The 17,895-nt window shown below is 70.1% G+C and carries 19 protein-coding genes; 13 read left to right on the top strand and 6 right to left on the bottom strand.

Annotated features, from left to right (window positions below):
• Nucleotides 1-90: 90 nt before the first annotated feature.
• Nucleotides 91-786 (bottom strand): DUF4038 domain-containing protein, encoded by a 696-nt coding sequence (locus ACFV9C_RS03560; protein ID WP_380190487.1) that lies wholly within the window; start codon nucleotides 784-786, stop codon nucleotides 91-93.
• Between ACFV9C_RS03560 and ACFV9C_RS03555 the strand changes: the two genes are divergently transcribed.
• From ACFV9C_RS03555 to ACFV9C_RS03530, 6 genes are all read left to right on the top strand, one after another.
• Nucleotides 763-1,182, top strand: a complete 420-nt coding sequence (locus tag ACFV9C_RS03555) for an FGGY-family carbohydrate kinase (RefSeq protein ID WP_380190486.1) — start codon at nucleotides 763-765, stop codon at nucleotides 1,180-1,182. The genes ACFV9C_RS03560 and ACFV9C_RS03555 overlap by 24 nt on opposite strands.
• Nucleotides 1,183-1,398: 216 nt before the next feature.
• Nucleotides 1,399-2,574: a Gfo/Idh/MocA family protein gene (locus ACFV9C_RS03550; protein ID WP_380190485.1), complete on the top strand. Its 1,176-nt coding sequence runs from the start codon at nucleotides 1,399-1,401 to the stop codon at nucleotides 2,572-2,574.
• On the top strand, nucleotides 2,574-3,971 hold the full coding sequence (locus ACFV9C_RS03545; protein WP_380190484.1) for a dihydrodipicolinate synthase family protein: 1,398 nt from the start codon (nucleotides 2,574-2,576) through the stop codon (nucleotides 3,969-3,971). The genes ACFV9C_RS03550 and ACFV9C_RS03545 overlap by 1 nt, the downstream gene beginning before the upstream one ends.
• Entirely contained in the window at nucleotides 3,968-4,783 is an 816-nt protein-coding gene (locus ACFV9C_RS03540; protein WP_380190483.1) for a sugar phosphate isomerase/epimerase family protein, read from the top strand. The genes ACFV9C_RS03545 and ACFV9C_RS03540 overlap by 4 nt, the downstream gene beginning before the upstream one ends.
• A gap of 15 nt (nucleotides 4,784-4,798) precedes the next feature.
• A complete protein-coding gene (locus ACFV9C_RS03535; protein ID WP_380190482.1) occupies nucleotides 4,799-5,554 on the top strand; it encodes a sugar phosphate isomerase/epimerase family protein in 756 nt (251 codons plus the stop codon).
• Between the two features lie 81 nt (nucleotides 5,555-5,635).
• On the top strand, nucleotides 5,636-7,075 hold the full coding sequence (locus ACFV9C_RS03530) for a diguanylate cyclase domain-containing protein (RefSeq protein ID WP_380190481.1): 1,440 nt from the start codon (nucleotides 5,636-5,638) through the stop codon (nucleotides 7,073-7,075).
• Between the two features lie 14 nt (nucleotides 7,076-7,089).
• Here the strand turns inward: ACFV9C_RS03530 and ACFV9C_RS03525 are convergent, their stop codons facing one another.
• The 4 genes from ACFV9C_RS03525 to ACFV9C_RS03510 form a co-directional block, all read right to left on the bottom strand.
• Nucleotides 7,090-8,028, bottom strand: a complete 939-nt coding sequence (locus tag ACFV9C_RS03525) for a hypothetical protein (RefSeq protein WP_380190480.1) — start codon at nucleotides 8,026-8,028, stop codon at nucleotides 7,090-7,092.
• Nucleotides 8,025-9,680, bottom strand: a complete 1,656-nt coding sequence (locus ACFV9C_RS03520) for a hypothetical protein (protein WP_380190479.1) — start codon at nucleotides 9,678-9,680, stop codon at nucleotides 8,025-8,027. Before ACFV9C_RS03520 ends, ACFV9C_RS03525 begins: the two co-directional genes overlap by 4 nt.
• Nucleotides 9,681-9,751: 71 nt before the next feature.
• A complete protein-coding gene (locus ACFV9C_RS03515) occupies nucleotides 9,752-10,234 on the bottom strand; it encodes a GNAT family N-acetyltransferase (RefSeq protein ID WP_380190478.1) in 483 nt (160 codons plus the stop codon).
• Between the two features lie 24 nt (nucleotides 10,235-10,258).
• Nucleotides 10,259-11,005, bottom strand: coding sequence for an SDR family NAD(P)-dependent oxidoreductase (locus ACFV9C_RS03510; RefSeq protein WP_380190477.1), 747 nt, complete (start codon nucleotides 11,003-11,005; stop codon nucleotides 10,259-10,261).
• An 86-nt stretch (nucleotides 11,006-11,091) separates the two neighbouring features.
• Here ACFV9C_RS03510 and ACFV9C_RS03505 point away from each other — a divergent pair, with 86 nt between their 5' ends.
• The 5 genes from ACFV9C_RS03505 to ACFV9C_RS03485 all read left to right on the top strand — a co-directional run bounded on the left by ACFV9C_RS03505 (nucleotide 11,092) and on the right by ACFV9C_RS03485 (nucleotide 15,122).
• A complete protein-coding gene (locus tag ACFV9C_RS03505) occupies nucleotides 11,092-11,931 on the top strand; it encodes a helix-turn-helix transcriptional regulator (RefSeq protein ID WP_380190476.1) in 840 nt (279 codons plus the stop codon).
• 75 nt (nucleotides 11,932-12,006) lie between these two features.
• A complete protein-coding gene (locus ACFV9C_RS03500; RefSeq protein ID WP_380190475.1) occupies nucleotides 12,007-12,882 on the top strand; it encodes an aldo/keto reductase in 876 nt (291 codons plus the stop codon).
• Between the two features lie 39 nt (nucleotides 12,883-12,921).
• Nucleotides 12,922-13,266, top strand: a complete 345-nt coding sequence (locus ACFV9C_RS03495; protein WP_380190474.1) for a tetratricopeptide repeat protein — start codon at nucleotides 12,922-12,924, stop codon at nucleotides 13,264-13,266.
• 117 nt (nucleotides 13,267-13,383) lie between these two features.
• Nucleotides 13,384-14,523 (top strand): LLM class flavin-dependent oxidoreductase, encoded by a 1,140-nt coding sequence (locus ACFV9C_RS03490; protein ID WP_380190473.1) that lies wholly within the window; start codon nucleotides 13,384-13,386, stop codon nucleotides 14,521-14,523.
• Nucleotides 14,520-15,122 (top strand): FMN reductase, encoded by a 603-nt coding sequence (locus ACFV9C_RS03485; RefSeq protein WP_380190472.1) that lies wholly within the window; start codon nucleotides 14,520-14,522, stop codon nucleotides 15,120-15,122. Before ACFV9C_RS03490 ends, ACFV9C_RS03485 begins: the two co-directional genes overlap by 4 nt.
• Before the next feature lie 139 nt (nucleotides 15,123-15,261).
• Here ACFV9C_RS03485 and ACFV9C_RS03480 read toward each other — a convergent pair whose 3' ends face one another.
• Complete coding sequence (locus tag ACFV9C_RS03480; protein WP_380190471.1) at nucleotides 15,262-16,050, bottom strand: TetR/AcrR family transcriptional regulator; 789 nt, start codon at nucleotides 16,048-16,050, stop codon at nucleotides 15,262-15,264.
• Between the two features lie 96 nt (nucleotides 16,051-16,146).
• On the opposite strand from ACFV9C_RS03480, the gene ACFV9C_RS03475 reads away from it, so the two are divergent.
• A complete protein-coding gene (locus tag ACFV9C_RS03475; RefSeq protein ID WP_380190470.1) occupies nucleotides 16,147-17,094 on the top strand; it encodes an ATP-binding cassette domain-containing protein in 948 nt (315 codons plus the stop codon).
• Nucleotides 17,091-17,870: an ABC transporter permease gene (locus ACFV9C_RS03470; RefSeq protein ID WP_380190469.1), complete on the top strand. Its 780-nt coding sequence runs from the start codon at nucleotides 17,091-17,093 to the stop codon at nucleotides 17,868-17,870. The genes ACFV9C_RS03475 and ACFV9C_RS03470 overlap by 4 nt, the downstream gene beginning before the upstream one ends.
• Nucleotides 17,871-17,895 lie beyond the last annotated feature (25 nt).

Raw genomic sequence — 17,895 nt, 5'->3', positions numbered from 1 at the left:
ATCAAACCCCCCACCACCCCCTCGCTTCGCTCGGGGCGGGGTCGTTTGGACTACCCACCCCCTCGCTTCGCTCGGGGCGGGTTGTCTGGACTATAGGCAGATGTAGACCCTTGGTGCGCCACCAACATCAGGCAATGGACTCTCCGGCGTGTCCCGGATGCCGCTCGCCACCACCGAGCCGTCGCGCGGATCGACGATCGTGTACCGCAGCGGCACGGTCTCGTCGAACACCATCACCGGCCCGCCGTTCTCGCGGTACACGATCAGGCCGCCGTCCTTGGTACTCAGCGCCCGGCCGGAGATCACCCGGGTCCAGTCCGGCGTCATGTCGGTGGTCGGGAGGCCGTCCAGGATCCTGCCGAGCATCCCGACGTACGTCGAACCCTCGAAGCCGATCGCCTCCCGCCAGCCCGCGCCCGGGGCGAGGAAGTACTCGGAATGGCCCGGCTCGTCCGGGTGCAGACGCCACTGCCAGAGGCTGCCGGCGCCGTACACGACCCCCATCGTGCCGCCCGCGCACAGGTTGCTCCACGCCTCATGCCCCTGCCACCAGCCCTCGGCCACACCGGTGCGGCCGGTGTGCTCGTACGTCGGTTCGCCGTTCGCGACGGCCTTGACCGGGTGGTTGCGCCACAGGTCGGCGACCCGCTCCGGGACGTGTTCGCCGGTGTGCCCGGTCTGGCACCACTGGAAGTCGAGCCAGTCGGCGTCCTGGTGAGCATTGGCCCGGATGTGCGGGCGGTAGTGGATGCCCGTCGGCTGGTGGTAGCAATCAGTGGCCTGCACCTCCGCTCCGCCCGCCGCGATCTGCGGCTCGGTGCCGGCGTGCCGGCCTTCGCCGGTCTCGGTGCCGGCGTGCCGGCCTTCGCCGGTCTCGGCGCCGACATCACCGACACGATCCCGGGCGGGCTCAGCACGGTGCGCGCCGACGGCGGCGCGACGGTCTCGGACCTGCTCATGCAGACTCAGGCGGATCTGCTCGGCCGCCCGGTCGAAGCGGCCGACGTACCGGAGATCTCCGCGCTCGGAGCGGCCGAACTGGCCTGGTCCACCCTCGGCGCGACCACGGACTGGTCGAAGGACCGCACGTACCGCCGCTTCGACCCCTACCTCGCCCCGGCGGACCGCGCCGAACGGCGCGCCGGCTGGTCAGCTGCCGTCACCGCCGTCCGCACCCCCTGAGGCCCGCAGAGCGACAGGACGTATACGTCCACTGCGCGCTGTAGCCGGCCTCGCGCACGCTCAGACCGCAGGTCCGCTGTCGACACGTCCTGTCGAGCTGCAGATCCTCACGTCTGGAGATCGCTTTCCGTTACAGGTTGACTGGATCTTTACGCCCACCTATGGTTGCGGTCAGAATCTTGGAAAGCCCTTTCCAAGCGCGGAAGGGGCCGGGACGTGAGAGGCAAGACTGTGAACGAGCGACGCATCGGCATCGTGATGAACGGCGTCACCGGCCGGATGGGCCTGCGCCAGCACCTCGAGCGTTCCATCGTGGCGATCCGCGAGCAGGGCGGCATCCCCGCCGCCGACGGCACGATGATCATCCCCGAGCCGATCCTGGTCGGCCGGAACGAGTCGAAGCTGCGCACGATCGCCGAGCAGTACGGGCTGGAGCGCTGGACCACCGACCTCGCCGAGGCGCTGGCCGCGCCGGACGTCGAGATCTACTTCGACTCCCAGCTCACCCAGCTCCGCGAGAAGGGCGTCCGCGCCGCGGTCGAGGCCGGCAAGGCGATCTACTGCGAGAAGCCGATCGCCGAGAGCCTGGACGCCGCGGTCGACCTGGCGAAGCTGGTCGTCGGGTCCGGGCTGAAGAACGGCGTGGTGATGGACAAGCTGTCGCTGCCCGGCCTGCGGAAGCTGAAGCGGCTGGTCGACGGCGGGTTCTTCGGCCGGATCCTGTCGGTGCGGGGCGAGTTCGGCTACTGGGTCTTCGAGGGTGACTGGCAGGAGGCGCAGCGGCCGTCCTGGAACTACAAGTCCGAAGAGGGCGGCGGCATCATCCTGGACATGTTCTGCCACTGGCGGTACGTGCTCGACCAGACGTTCGGCGCGGTCCAATCGGTGTACTGCCAGGGCGCGACGCACATCCCGGCCCGGGTCGACGAGAGCGGCAACGAGTACGCCGCGACCGCGGACGACGCGGCGTACGGCGTGTTCGAACTGGAGGGCGGGATCGTCGCGCAGCTGAACTCGTCGTGGGCGACCCGGGTGTTCCGGGACGAGCTGGTCGAGTTCCACGTGGACGGGACCGAGGGGTCGGCGGTCGCCGGGCTGCGGAACTGCCGCGTGCAGCACCGCTCGGCGACACCGAAGCCGGTCTGGAACCCGGACATCCCGGCCACCGAGAAGTTCCGCGACCAGTGGGCGACGGTGCCGGACAACGAGCAGTTCGACAACGGGTTCAAGGTCCAGTGGGAGATGTTCCTCCGGCACGTCGTCGACGACGCCCCCTTCACCTGGGACTTCGTCGAGGCCGCCAAGGGCGTCCAGCTGGCCGAACTCGGCCTCAAGTCCTGGCACGAGGGCCGCAAGCTCGAGGTCCCCACCCTCGCCCTGAAGGCGAACTGATGACACTCGAGCTCCGCCTCCCAACAAGCCTCGCCGCCTCCGGCGGCTCGACGGACGGTGCGGACGCGCACGGCGCAGGCGCGGGTGGTACGGACGCGCACGGCGCGGGCGCAGGCGGCGCAGGCGGCGCGGGCGCGGGTGACGCGGGTGGCGCGGGCGCGGGTGGTGCGGGCTCGGGTGGCGCCGGTGCGGGCGTGCACGGTGCGGGCGCGGGTGGCGCGCAGGGCTCGCACGGTGCAGGGGTGTACGGCGCGGGTGGCGGGGTGCGTGGGGGTGGGCTGGAGGTGTATCGGCTGGTTGGTCGGCCGGTTGCTGTTGGCAACTACGCGCCCGCGCGGTCGCGGGTGGCGTTTGCGGCGGCTCATGTGGTGGGGGATCCGGTGGGGGACAACTCGCCGGGGGCGCCGGCGGTGGTGGACTGGGAGCACACGCTGGAGTTCCGGCGGCACCTGTGGTCGCTGGGGTTGTCGGTCGCGGAGGCGATGGACACCGCGCAGCGCGGGATGGGGCTGGACTGGACGGCCACCCAGGAGCTGATCAGGCGCTCGGCGGCGGAAGCGCCGGACGGGCGGATCGCGGTCGGCGCCGGCACCGACCAGCTTGCCGCCGGCAACCATTCGGTGGACGCCGTGATCGGCGCCTACGAAGAGCAGTTCGCGGTCGCGGAGGCTGCCGGCGCGCAGCCGATCATGATGGCCAGCCGCGCGCTGTGCGCGGCGGCCGAGTCACCCGACGACTACCGCAAGGTGTACGACCGCCTCCTGACGCAGTCCACCAGGCCAGTCATCCTGCACTGGCTCGGCCCCATGTTCGACCCCGCCCTGGAAGGGTACTGGGGCAGCGGATCGTTCGACTCGGCGTGTGCATTCGTCGTCGACCTGATCAACGACAACGCGGACAAGGTCGACGGGATCAAGATCTCGCTGCTCGACGCCTCGAAGGAAGTTGCTCTGCGCAACAGCCTGCCCGACGGCGTACGGCTGTACACGGGCGACGACTTCAACTATCCGGAGCTGATCCGCGGCGACGGCGAGCGGCACAGTGACGCACTGCTCGGGATCTTCGCGGCGATCGCCCCGGCGGCAGCGGCCGCTCTGAGTGCACTGGACTCTGGTGATGTGGAGACCTACGAGCGGGTGTTCGCGCCCACGGTTCCGTTGGCTCGGCAGATCTTTTCGGCGCCGACGTACTACTACAAGACCGGGATCGCGTTCCTCGCCTGGCTGAACGGGTTCCAGCCCGGGTTCACGATGGTCGGCGGGCTGCAGACCGGGCGGTCGTTGCCGCATCTGGCGGACACGTTCCGGCTGGCGGACCAGGCCGGCGTACTGACGAACCCGGAGCTCGCCGTCGACCGGTTCCGTCAGCTCCTCCGGGTCAGCGGGGTCGACGCGTGAACCGGTACAGCCTCAACCAGGCGACCACGAAGTACTGGCCGCTCGAGGACGTCGTCGGCGCGAGCGCGAAGGCCGGGCTGGAGTGGATCGGCCTGTGGCGCGAGCCGATCCAGGAGTACGGCGTGGAGAAGACCGCCAAGCTGGTCGCCGACGCCGGGCTGAAGGTCTCCTCGCTGTGCCGCAGCGGCTTCTTCACCTCGACCGACGCCGCCGAACGGCAAGCGAAGATCGAGGACAACCGGCGCGCGATCGACGAGGCCGCGACCATCGGTACGTCGGTCCTCGTCCTGGTCAGCGGCGGCCTCCCGCCCGGTTCGCGAGACCTCGACGGCGCCCGCGGTATGGTCCGCGACGGGCTCGCCGAACTGGCGCCGTACGCCGCCGAACGCGGGGTCACGCTCGCGGTCGAGGCGCTGCACCCGATGTTCTGCTCGGACCGCTGCGTGGTGTCGTCGCTCGGCGGCGCGCTCGACCTGGCCGAGCAGTTCCCGGTCGACCAGGTCGGCGTCGTCGTGGACGCCTACCACCTGTGGTGGGACGCGGACGTGTACCGGCAGATCGAACGGGCCGGCAAGCGGATCGTGTCGTACCAGGTCAGCGACTGGGTGGTACCGCTGCCCGCCGACACCTTGCTCGGCCGGGGCATGATGGGCGACGGCACGATCGAGCTCCGCCGCCTCCGCGAGGCCTGCGACGCCGCCGGGTACGACGGCCCGATCGAGGTCGAGATCTTCAACCAGCAACTGTGGGACTCGCCGGGTCAAGAGGTGTTCGACCTGGCGTACGCGAGGTACCAGGAACACGTCCTCTAAAAGGAGAGTACCTGTATGACTGACCGGACCATCCCCGCCGACGGTATCGGGATGCACCTGTACACGATGCGAGACGTGCTGGCCCAGGACTATCCGGGGACGCTGAAGCGGCTCGCCGGGATCGGGTATCGGACCGTGGGGGTGAGTGGGCGGTTCGAGCACAGCGCGGAGGAGATTCGGGGGTTCGCGGACGACGCGGGGCTGGCGATCGTGCTCGAGCATGTCGGGTACGCGCGGATGAGCGACGACTGGGCGGGGGCCTTGGCCGACGTACGGACGCTCGGCGGGCAGTGGGCCGTCGTACCGTCGATTCCGTCGGAGCTGCACTCGGTCGAGGGGTTCAAGACCGCGGCGGCCGCGTTCGTGGAGGCCGGGAAGGCGGCGCGGGACGCGGGGCTGAAGCTGCTGTTCCACAACCACGGGCACGACTTCGACGAGGTGGACGGGCGGGTGCTGTACGACATCCTGCTGGACGTCGACCCGGAGCTGCTCGGGTTCGAGCTGGACCTCTACTGGGCGGTGGACGGCGGCCACGACCCGGCGAAGCTGTTCCAGGAGCACCCGGGCCGGTTCCCCGCGCTGCACGTGAAGGACATGGCCGAGGACGGCTCCTGGGAGGACGTCGGCGCCGGCAAGCTGGACTTCGGCGCGATGTTCGCGCACGCCGAGTCCGGCGGCGTACAGCAGTATCTGGTCGAGCACGACAAGCCCACCGACGCCTGGCAATCAGCTGAGCGGAGCTACCGGGGGCTGACCGAACTGCGGTACTGACACCTGTGACAACAAACGCTTAACCGGGTCAGCTGTGGATACGGCTGCTCACCACGGGTGAAATCGGCCTATTCTCAACAGGTGCAGAACGAGCCCGCGGTCCGGCTGTCTGCCGTCCGTCGCTTGTACGAGGTGAGCACGCGGATGGGCGCTGGGCGCAGCCTTGCCGAAACGCTGCAGGCGGTCGTTGACGGCGTGGTGAACGGGCTGGGCTTCGGGATCGCCGTACTGAACCTGCGGCACCCGGACGGGAAGTTCGAGGTGATCGCGGTCGCCGGGTCGCCGGAGGCACAGGAGGCGCTGCTCGGCCGGGTGAGCGCGTCCGACGTCTTCGACGCCGATTTCGCCATCGCGGACACCTGGGGCGGGCTCCGGTTCGTACCGCACGAGCGCTTGGGCGAAGGTGAAATCGTCGGGTGGGTGCCCGACGTACCGGTCTCCGACGACCCGGACGCGTGGCACCCGCTGGACGCGCTCTTCGCGCCGCTGTATTCGCCCGGCGGCGAGCTGGTCGGGATGCTGTCGGTCGACCTGCCGGAGGACCATCGGCGGCCGGGGCCGATCCACCGGGAGCTGCTGGAGATCTTCGCGACCCAGGCCGGCCTGGCGATCGACAAGGCCCGGCTGACCGATCAGCTGCTGGCCGAGAAGACCCGGCTGGAGGCCAGCGAGGCGACGTTCCGGCTGGTCTTCGAGGGCGCCGGGAACGGGATGGCCACGATCGCGTTCGACGGGCCGGACCTGGGCCGGATCCTGCGGGTGAACGACGCGTTCTGCCGGATCACCGGCTACACCGCGGACCAGCTGGTCGGGATGCGGCTGGTCAGCTTCCTGCGCGACGACGAGCCGGAGCAGACCCGGACCGAGCTGGAGGAAGTTGCCGCCAGCAACGGCACGTACCGGTTCGAGCGGGTGTTCACGCAGCCGAGCGGGAACGCGATCTGGCTCGGCGGTACGGCGTCGCTCGTCGCGCAGGGCGCCGGACAGGCGCGGATCCTGCTGGTACAGATCGACGACGTGACGGCCCGCAAGGACGCCGAGCGCCAGCTCCGGCACCACGCCGCGCACGACCCGCTGACCGGCCTGCCGAACCGGCGGCTCCTGCAGCAGCGGTTCGCGAAGGTCCTGGAGCAAACCCGGTTCACCGGCCGGCCGGGCGCGCTGCTGTTCTGCGACCTCAACCACTTCAAGCTGGTCAACGACAGCTACGGGCACGAGGCCGGCGACCACGCGCTGCGCGAGATCGCCACCCGGCTCAGTACGGCGGTCCGCCACGGCGACACCGTGGCGCGGCTCGGCGGCGACGAGTTCGCCGTACTCGCCGAGGACATCACCGGGGACGACCTCGACACGCTGATCACCCGCCTCGAGGACGCGGTCAGCCGGCCGCTGCCGGACATCGACATCAAGGTCACCACCAGCGTCGGCACGGTCCCGATCACGCCCACCACCAGCGACCTCGACGCGCTCCTGCACGAGGCCGACCAGGCGATGTACGTCGCGAAGAAGAGCCGCTCGTAGCAGGGCCTACGGCCTCAGCTGAGCACGCGGTCGCGGGCAGCCTGGAAGTTCGCGGCGAAGTCGCCGGGGAGGTAGGCCCACGGGACCGGTGTGGGCCTACCTCCGATCTGTTGGAAGACCGGCGCGGCCGCCGCCGGGTCCTCGCTGAGGGTGAAGGCCATCGCGAACACGTTCAGGACGTTGGGCGCGCCCGGGCGCAGCTCGACCGCCGGATGCCAGATCGAGTGGTTCGCCGCGGTCCGTAGGTCGGCTCGGACGTCGGCCCGCGTCATGTACGCCGCGATCTGCGCCGGCGCCTCGATCGCCGTCTCCAGGTGCGCGAGCGGAACCAGCGCGTGCAACATGCTGCCGGCCGGTGCCCGGGTCGCGACGTCGCGGGCGAAGCCGTGCATCTGCTCGTGGCTGCCGAACCACTTCGCGCACAGCGTCTGCAGCAGCTCGAAGTTCGCCTTCCAGTGCTGCGGGAAGCGCTGCACCGCCTCGCGGTACCGGAATTGGCCGTCGGCCAGCGGCAGCTGCAGACCGCGCGCGGTCCGGACCAGGAACGCCCAGGCGGAGACCTCGTCCGGGTGCTTGCCGACCACGTCGTACAGGCAGGACTCCGCCAGCCGCAGGCGCTCGAAGAACACCTCGAAGCTTTGCTGGGCCGTGTACTGCGCCTGGTACCCGCCGCGCGCGTCCCACGCCCACTGCACCGCGTGCGCGCCGCGGACGAGCTGCGCCAGCGGGTCCTCGTCCGCGAGCCGCCCGATCCAGTGCTGTACGCCGGGCACCGCGCCGCACACCTCGAGGTAGAACGTACGGTCGTCCGGATGCTGCGCCGCGTCCAGCACCGCCCGCGCTTCGGGCCACTCGCGGTTCGCCAACGCGTCGTACAACCGGCGGGCCGTGGGATCGCCGAGGCACGGGTCGGCGGGCGGCGGCGGGGCGGCTTTGCGGCGGACAAGTTTCATCGAGTGTCCTTACGACGCTGGAAGAAGATCACGAGGCCGCCGGCGATGCCGACACCGATCGCGCGGGGCAGGATATCGCCGATCTCCGTCGACGTCGCGAGCGCGACGACCACCACGGCGACGAGTCCCGCGAGGATCCACAGCTCGGGGCGCTTGAGCCAGTACGCCGCCTTCATGCGCCAGGTCACCGTGCTGTGCGGGATCGTGTCGGGTTCGCGGGCCGGCATCGCGACCCGCACCGCGGGCGAGGTCCCCGCGTCGACGGCCAGCGTCGCCTGCCGGCCGTTCTTCCACTGCGCCGGCTCGATCGGCACCTGGTAGCCGTCCCGGCGGATCAGCTGCCGGCCGCCGTCCGGGTACGCGATCACGATCGCCAGCTGGTCGAAATCCGCCGACACCTCGCCGGCCGGGGTCTCGATCCGGGCGTTGTTGTGGCAAACCGTCAGCCGGCCCTTCCTCACCGGCCAGCCGATCGGCTTGAACTGCTGCCCGGTCTGCACGCCCACCGCCGGTTTCGGGCCGTCGAGCCAGGTCAGCTGCGGGTCGCCGGCGGCCTCCGGGTCGACCGACAGCAGCAGGTTGCTCCACATCGTCAGCGCCGCCTGCCGGACGTCCTCGACCGTGGTGGCGGAGGCCTCGGCGATCAGGTCGTCGCGGGTCCGGACCTTCCGGCCGAGCAGCACCTCGCGGGCCGCGAGGTACGGCATCCACGTCTCGGCCGGTTCCGCCTTCAGCCGCCGTACCTCCTCGTCGAGCTCGTCGCGGAGGTCGGTCGGGTCGGGGCCGCGGTCGCGGAGACCCCGCAGTACGGCCATCGTCTCGCCGACCACCGTGGGGCGGGCCTCGGGGAGGATGTCCATCCCCGCGGTGAGCATCGCGGTGCCGGGGTCGACCGGTTCGTACGACGCCCACGCCGAGTACCCGACGCCCGTACCGTGCCGGAACCCGGTCTCCAGGGCACGCCGCAGGGCACGCGCGAGCGACGGGCCCGCCATCGAGCGGGGCAGCGCGCCGGACATGGCGACGCCACCGGACACACCGGCGAACCCGGCCGGCAACGGCTGCTCGCACGGAACCGCGGGTCGCGCCAACCATCGCGTTCCGTCGTTCAACGGCAGCCGCAACCCGGCCGGCGGCGGACCGGTCAACGCCAGTACGGCGTTCCCGCGCGCGAAGGCCTGCGCCGCGAGCGCGCGCAGGCGATCCGGGTCCGCGGTGTGCAGCCCGTACTCGTCGTACGCGGCGACCCCCGGGCCCTGGGCGCCGTACCGCCAGAGCACGTGCAGGTCGACCTGACCGGGACGCCGGGTCGCGCTCTCCGCGCGGAGGACGCGGCGCTCGTGTTCGAGGTCGGCGAAGTCCGGCTCGCTCAGCCAGGTACACAGCCGCCGCAGGAACTCCGCGACGGCGTTGGGCTCACCCTCGACGTCGAACGTGGTGTGCAGCATGCTGACCGATCCGTTGACCGGCGCCCGGATCGAGTCCCGCCCGTGCAACGCCAGATGCTCGAGCAGATGCAACCACCCACGCCGCGGCATCGCCTCGTCCGCCACCCCCGCCCGGAACCACAGACTCCCCCGCATCCGCCGCTCACCGGGCACCCAGTAGACGGGCACACCGTCCACCTCGGTCTCGCGCAACTCACCGTCCATAGAGACCCCATCTTGTCGGATCTCCGGCGTGCCCACTGCCCCTTTGCAGCTTTTGACATCTACTGCGGTTCTTACGAGCCCAGCTTGGTGAGGGGTTCGTCGGTGAGGCGGTAGACGGTCCATTCGTCCTGGGGTTTGGCGCCGAGGGACTTGTAGAAGTCGATGGCGGGGGCGTTCCAGTTGAGGACGGACCATTCGAGGCGTTCGTAGTTGTTGCGGACGCATTCCTGGGCGAGGGCCGTGAGGAGCGCCTTGCCGAGGCCGGTGCCGCGGATTTCGGGGCGGACGAAGAGGTCCTCGAGGTAGATGCCGTGGACGCCACGCCAGGTGGAGAAGTTGAGGAACCAGATCGCGCAACCGACGACCTGACCCTCGTGTTCCGCGACGTGGCAGAAGGTGGCGGGGTTGTCGCCGAAGAGCGCGGTGTGCAGCTGCTCCTCGGTCAGGTGGCACTCCTCGGGGGCTCGCTCGTACTCCGCCAGCGCGTACACCAGCCCCACCAGCGCCGGTACGTCGTCCGGCCGCGCCCGGCGAATCCGCTCGTCGATCTGCATGGTGCCTATCCTGCCGTCTCGCCCTTACACCCCCAGACCGCCGTCCACCCGGAGTACGGCGCCGGTGACGTACGAGGCGCGGTCGCTGAGCAGCCAGGCGGCGGCCTCGGCGACCTCCGCGGGGGCTGCGCCGCGGCCGATCGGGGCCTGCGCGATCAGCGTGTCGATCACGCCGGGCTGGGCGCGGTCCCAGTCCTGGAGCATCTCGGTCAGCGTGGTGCCGGGGGCGATCGCGTTCACCCGGATGTTCTCCGGGCCGTACGTGATCGCGGCGGACTCGGTCAGGCTGTTCACGGCCCGTTTCAGGGCGCCGTACGCCGGGAGCGCCGGGTTGCCCGCGAAGCTGCCGACGCTCGACGTGTTGACGATGCTGCCGTGGCCGCTGGTGGCGCGGATCGCGGTAACCTCGGCGACCATCGCGGACCAGACGCCGCGGAGGTTCACGGCGTACACCTGGTCGAACTCGGCCGGGCTGAGCCCGTCCATTGGGCCGGGTTGCTGGCCGCCGGCGCCGTTGTTGAAGGCGCCGTCCAGGCGGCCGTACTCCGCCACGGTCCGGTCGACGGCGGCGCGGATCGCGTCCGGGTCGGCCAGGTCGCAGACGACGTACCGCGCGTCGAGTTCCTTGGACACCGCGGCGATCTCGGATTCGGTGCGGGCGGCGAGCATCACCTGCGCGCCCTCGGCGGCGAACAGCCGGGCGGCCGCGGCACCGATCCCACGTCCGGCGCCGGTGATGAAGATGACCTTGTTGTCGAGAAGTTTGTTCATGTCTTCGAGCTTTCGCCGCCCGCGCAGCGTTAACCAGGCATCGGTTGTACCTGGTTAACGCCGCGCGAAGGGGCAGACTGGACGACGTGGACAAGGCGGAGCTTGCAGTGTTCCTGCGCAACCGGCGAGAGCGGGTCGCCCCGGCGGACGTCGGCCTGCCGGCCGGGCGCCGACGCCGTACGCCGGGACTTCGCCGGGAGGAGGTGGCGCAGCTCGCGTACATCTCCACGGAGTACTACACCCGGCTGGAGCAGGCGCGCGCACCGCATCCGTCCGCGGAAGTCCTGGCCGGGCTGTCCCGCGCGCTGCGGCTCAACGATGCCGAGCGCAACCATCTGCACGACCTCGCGGGCGTGCCGCCGGTACGCCCGGTCGGGCCGCCGCGCGACGTACGGCAGAGCATCCTCGACCTGCTCGACCGGCTGCCGAACGCGGCCGCGATCGTACTCTCGGCGTACTACGAGGTGATCGCCTGGAACCACCTCGCGGCCGCGCTGATGGAGGACTTCTCGGTCCGCTCCCGCGCCGAACGGAACCTGCTGCGGCGCGCGTTCCTCGACGGCGACCGGCACGTGTACTCCGTGGTCGACGGCGCGCGCTTCGCCCGGAGCTCGGTGAACCACCTGCGGGTGACCGCGGCGCGATACCCGGACGACCCGGAGCTGCGTTCGTTGCTCGCCGACCTGTCCGCGAGCGAGGAGTTCACCGCGCTGTGGGAGGCGCACGAGATCGCGGGCGAGCCGACGCTGTGCAAGTCGTTCCAGCATCCGCTCGTCGGCCTGGTGACGGTGAACTGCGACGCGCTCGCGATCCCGGACCGCGACCAGCAGGTGATCATCTACACCGCGACGCCCGGCTCGCCGTCGGAGGAGGCGCTCCGGCTGCTGTCGGTCGTCGGCACCCAGCGGCTCGACGTACCGGGATGATTAAGCACTCCCGCTGCTCACTGTGTGCGGATATTCCTGTTGGAATTGTCGCCGGGCGCGCGGGAGGTTGGACGTATGGCAGCTGACACGAACAAGACCCGCCGGATCGGTGACGTCGAGGTGTCCGCGATCGGGCTCGGCGGGATGCCGATGTCGATCGAGGGCCGGCCCGACGAGGCCCGGTCGATCGCGACCATCCACGCCGCGCTGGACGCCGGGATCACGCTGATCGACACCGCCGACGCGTACCACCTGACCGCGACCGACGACGGCCACAACGAGACCCTGATCGCCCAGGCACTGGCGTCGTACGGCGGCGACACCTCGAACGTCCTGGTCGCCACCAAGGGCGGCCACCTGCGCCCCGGCGACGGCAGCTGGACGCAGGACGGCTCCCCGCAGTACCTGGCCGCCGCGGCTGAGGCGTCGCTGAAGCGGCTCGGCGTGGAGGCGATCGGGCTGTACCAGTTCCACCGCCCGGACCCCCGCGTCCCGTACGCGGACTCGATCGGCGCGATCCGCGACCTGCTGGACGCCGGCAAGATCCGGATGGCCGGCATCTCGAACGCGAACCCCGCCCAGATCAAGCAGGCCCAGGAGATCCTCGGCGGCCGGCTGGTGTCGGTGCAGAACCAGTTCTCCCCCGCCTTCCGCTCCAGCGAACCCGAACTCGACCTGTGCGACGAGCTCGGCATCGCCTTCCTCCCCTGGTCCCCCCTCGGCGGCATCACCCGCGCCGGCGACCTCGGCACCCAGCACCCCGCCTTCCACACCCTCGCCGCCGAACTCGGCGTCTCCCCCCAACGCCTAACCCTCGCCTGGATGCTCGCCAAGTCCCCCCACGTCATCCCCATCCCCGGCTCCAGCCGCCCAGAGACCATCCGCGACTCCTACGCCGCCGTCAACCTCCACCTCACGGCGGACCAGGTCGCCGTACTGAACGCCGCCTGACCTGGGCATATTCGCCGTACCTCGCGTGTTGAGGAGCGCATGGAAGATATGCGCGCATTGAGCTACGGCCTTGGGCAGCAGTACTTCGAGGAGCGTGATTATCGCGGCGCGATCCGTGCGCTGCAGCCGGTGGTGGAGGAGACTCCTGAGGATGTCGGGACCCGGTTGTTGCTGGCGCGGGCTTATTACCACGCCGCGCTTCTCAAGCCTGCCGAGGAGCAGCTGCTGGCGGTCATCGAACGGGAGCCCACCGAGTACTACGCCCATCTGATGATGGCTCGCACCCTGGAGCGGCAGTCCCGGGCGGATGAGGCTGGGAAGCATCGGCGGATTGCCGCTGCGCTGACCGGGGACGACGAGCTGTTGCGGCCGCATACGGTCTGAGCTGTGCCTTCCGAGGGCCCGTGATCTGCTGATCGCGGGCCTTCGGTGTGTCCGGAATGAGTTGCGGCCGCCCTGCGTTCTGGTAGTTTAATAGTTAATCATCTTGGAGGAGGACCGATGCAGTTCGGCGTTTTCAGCGTCGGGGACGTGACCGAGGACCCGACCACGGGGACCACTGTGTCCGAGGGCGAGCGGATCAAGGCGATGGTGCGGATCGCGCTCAAGGCCGAAGAGGTCGGGCTGGACGTGTTCGCGCAGGGTGAGCACCACAACCCGCCGTTCGTGCCGTCCTCGCCGACCACGCAACTGGCGTACGTCGCCGCGCAGACGTCGAAGATCGTGCTGTCCACCTCGACGACGCTGATCACCACCAACGACCCGGTGAAGATCGCCGAGGACTACGCGATGCTGCAGCACCTGGCCGACGGCCGGGTCGACCTGATGATGGGGCGTGGCAACACCGGGCCGGTCTACCCGTGGTTCGGGCAGGACATCCGGAACGGGATCGCGCTCGCGATCGAGAACTACGCGCTGCTGCGCCGGCTCTGGCGCGAAGAGGTCGTCGACTGGGAGGGCAAGTTCCGTACGCCGTTGCAGGGGTTCACCGCGACGCCGCGGCCGCTGGACGACGTACCGCCGTTCGTCTGGCACGGGTCGATCCGGTCGCCGGAGATCGCCGAGCAGGCGGCGTACTACGGGGACGGGTTCTTCCACAACAACATCTTCTGGCCGATCTCGCACACCACGCGGATGATCCAGCTGTACCGGCAGCGCTTCGAGCACTACGGGCACGGCGCCGCGGACCAGGCGATCGTCGGGCTGGGCGGGCAGATCTTCCTGCGGAAGAACTCGCAGGACGCGGTCCGCGAGTTCCGGCCGTACTTCGACAACGCGCCGGTGTACGGGCACGGGCCGACGCTGGAGGACTTCAGCCGGGAGACGCCGCTGACGGTCGGGAGCCCGCAGCAGGTGATCGAGCGGACGCTGTCGTTCCGGGAGCACTTCGGGGACTACCAGCGGCAGCTGTTCCTGATCGACCACGCCGGGTTGCCGTTGAAGACCGTGCTGGAGCAGTTGGACATCCTTGGCGAGGAGGTCGTTCCGGTGCTGCGGAAGGAGTTCGCGGCACTGAAGCCGGCGCACGTACCGGACGCGCCGACGCACGCCTCGCTGAAGGCCGCCGCCGAGCGGGCCCGCGACCTGGAGACGATCGAGGAGCCGCCGGTGACGACGCCGGCCGAGGAGCCGACCCGATGAACGACAAGGTCATTGCCGTGGTGACGGCCGGGTTGACGACGCCGTCGTCGTCCCGGCTGCTGGCCGACCAGTTGGCGGGGGCGGTTCGCGACGAGCTGTCCGGGCGCGGCATCGGCTCCCGGGTGGAGCTGATCGAGGTACGCGACCACGCCCACGAACTGACCGACAACCTGCTGACCGGGTTCCCGCCCGCGAAGCTGCGGGAGGTCCTGGACACGGTCGCCGCGGCCGACGCGCTGATCGTGGTCAGCCCGACCTTCAGTGCGTCGTACTCCGGTCTGTTCAAGATGTTCTTCGACGTACTCGACGACAAGGCCCTGGCCGGCAAGCCCGTCCTCCTCGCCGCAACCGGCGGCACCGAGCGCCACTCACTGGTCCTGGAGTTCGCCCTGCGGCCGTTGTTCGCCTACCTGAAGGCCCTCCCCGTCCCCACCGCCGTGTACGCCGCCTCCACCGACTGGGGCCCGAACGCCGCCACCCTCCGCCCCCGCATCACCCAAGCGGCCGGCGAACTCGTCGCTGCCCTCCACCACGAGACACCCACCACCACAGACCCGTTCGCCAACCCGACCCCATTCGAGGACCTACTCAACAGCTGATCCACACGAGACGATCGCCCTCGTGTGGAAGTGGGTGGGTCGCGCGTCGCTGGGGCGGGACGTGTGGTCGCGGGAGGCGGGCATCGGGCCGAATCACGCGGGGGTCTGGGGCTGGTCGATCGCCGGGTCCGTGGCGATGCTAACCGGCGTGATCCTGCTGGTCCTTCGCGCGCGCCGCGACAAGCTTCGCGAGGCCGTCGAGGATGGTGGTTAGACCGAAGGTCAGGGCGTGGGCGGGGTCCAGGGCGGACTGGAAGTGTTCGCCTACTGCGGTGCCTACGCGGCCGGCTAGGGGGAAGTTGGTGCCGGTCATGACTGTGGTGAGGGTGGGGGAGATCTGGCGCCACCACTCCTCGTCCGACAGGCCGGAGTCGCGTTGGGTGCGGAGTTGTTCGGCGCCGGCTCGGGCGGTGCCTTGGACGTGGGTGAGGACGAGGGCCAGGGCGGAGTCCATCTCGACGTCCGTCAGGCCGAGGCCGTCCAGTGGGCGGAGTTCGATCTCGTACTTGCGGGTGATGTTCGGGCCCAGCGCCGTCCGCACGGTCGGGACGTCGTGGATCCAGGGGTGGGCGGTGAGGACGTCCCAGTTTCGGCGGGCGATGAATTCCAGGGCGCCGCGCCAGCCGCCGGGTTGCCGGGTGGGTTCGTCGTCGTCGGCGTACAGGTCGCCGTACGCCTGATCGAACATCAGGTCGGTCAGCTCGCCCTTGCCGGGGACGTGCGTGTAGAGCGACATCGTGCCGACCTTCAGCCGGTCGGCGACCATCCGCATCGAGAGCGCGTCCAGCCCGGACACGTCCGCCAGCTCGATCGCCGTGTCCACGATCGCGCGGACCGTCAGGCCGGACCGGCCGGGCTTGGTGTGGCTGCCCCAGAGCAGCGCCAGACTGCGCGCCGGATCGGGCGCCGCCGCCTTTCTTCCCGCCACTCGGAACCTTCCTCCACCGCTCGTCGTTGGAGGAATCGTACCTGAGCCGTACAATGTACGGTACAGTCTACGGTTCATCGACCCGAGAGGTGGGAAGTGACGACGGAGCGAGTGATCGAGGCCGCCGGCGTACGGAAGAACTACCGCGGCGGCACAGCGGGTGCGGGGCTGAACGGCTTCGACCTGGAGGTCACGGCCGGCACCGTGACCGGGCTGCTCGGCCCGAACGGCGCCGGCAAGACGACAGCGGTGCGGATCCTGTCCACGCTGCTCGACCTGGATTCCGGTACGGCGACGATCGCCGGGTACGACGTACGCCGGCAAGGGGCGGAGGTACGGCGGCGGATCGGGCTGGTCGGCCAGTACGCCGCCGTGGACGAGGTACTCACCGGGCGGCAGAACCTGGTGATGTTCGGGCGGCTCAACCATCTGAAGAACGCGAAGGGCCGGGCGGACGAGCTGCTGGAGCGGTTCGGTCTGGTCGAGGCGGCCGGGCAGGCGGTCAGCAAGTACTCCGGCGGCATGCGGCGCCGGCTCGACCTCGCGGCGAGCCTGATCGTGGCGCCGCGGGTGCTGTTCGTGGACGAGCCGACGACCGGCCTCGACCCGGCCGGGCGGATCGAGGTGTGGAACGCCGTACGGCAACTGGTCGACGGCGGTACGACGGTGTTGCTGACGACGCAGTACCTGGAGGAGGCGGATCAGCTGGCGAACCGGATCTCGATGCTGAAGGCGGGACAGGTGGTCGCGGAGGGGACGCCGGACGAGCTGAAGACGCGGCTCGGGTCGGACCGGCTGGAGCTGGTACTCGCGGATCCGGCCGAGGTACCGCGGGTCGTGGAGCTGGCGGCGCCGCTGGCGGACGGGGAGGTGCGGGTGACCGACGTACGGATCAGCATTCCGGTCAAGGATCGGACGAAGGCGCTGGTGGTGATGGCGAACTCGTTGCACGAGGCAAAGATCGAACCGGAGGACATCACGTTGCGGCGGCCGACGCTGGACGAGGTCTTCCTGCACCTGACCGGGGCGGAGGTGGCGGCGTGAGGTGGGTGCTGGCCGACAGCTGGACGATCGCGCGACGGACCTTCCTGCACTGGCGGATGCAGCCGGGACTGGTGGTGTTCACGTGGTTCTTCCCGGTGCTGATGCTGCTGCTGTTCGGCGGGTTGCTCGGCGGGGCGATGGCGTCGGACGCGTCGTACTACGAGCTGCTGGTGCCGGGGATCTTCGCGTTGGCGATGCTGTTCGGGCTGGAAGGCACGATGACCGCGGTTGCCACGGATGTGTCGAAGGGGGTGACGGACCGGTTCCGGTCGCTGCCGATGAGCTCGGCGGCGGTGGTGCTGGGGCGGTGCATCGCGGACCTGCTCGACTCGGTGGTGACGCTGGCGGTGCTGGTGGCGACGGGGCTCGTGCTGGGGTGGCGGTGGCATGAGGGTCTGCCGTCGGCGCTGGCGGCGTTCGGTCTGTTGCTGCTGCTCCGGTTCGCGTTGTTGTGGGTGGGGATCTTCATCGGCCTCTCCGTGAAGAACGCCCAGAGCGTGACGGTGGTCCAGGTGCTGGTGTGGCCGATCGGGTTCCTCTCCAGCACGTTCGTCGCCACATCGACGATGCCGGACTGGCTCGGCACGATCGCCCAATGGAACCCACTGTCCGCAACGGCAACCGCAGCCCGCGAACTGTTCGGCAATCCGGACCCGTCCAGCACAGCAACGTGGATCGGAGAACACGCAGGCACAGCCGCAGTCATCGCCCCCCTGCTGCTGACCGCAATCTTCCTCCCCCTCTCCGCCCACCGCTACCGCACCCTGTCCCGCTGACCTCGACCACGCTCGCCGGTGGGGC

Source organism: Kribbella sp. NPDC059898, assembly GCF_042730855.1.
Taxonomy (GTDB): domain Bacteria; phylum Actinomycetota; class Actinomycetes; order Propionibacteriales; family Kribbellaceae; genus Kribbella.
Note: the sequence above shows the minus strand (reverse complement) of the source record. Positions and strands in the feature narration are given on the sequence as shown.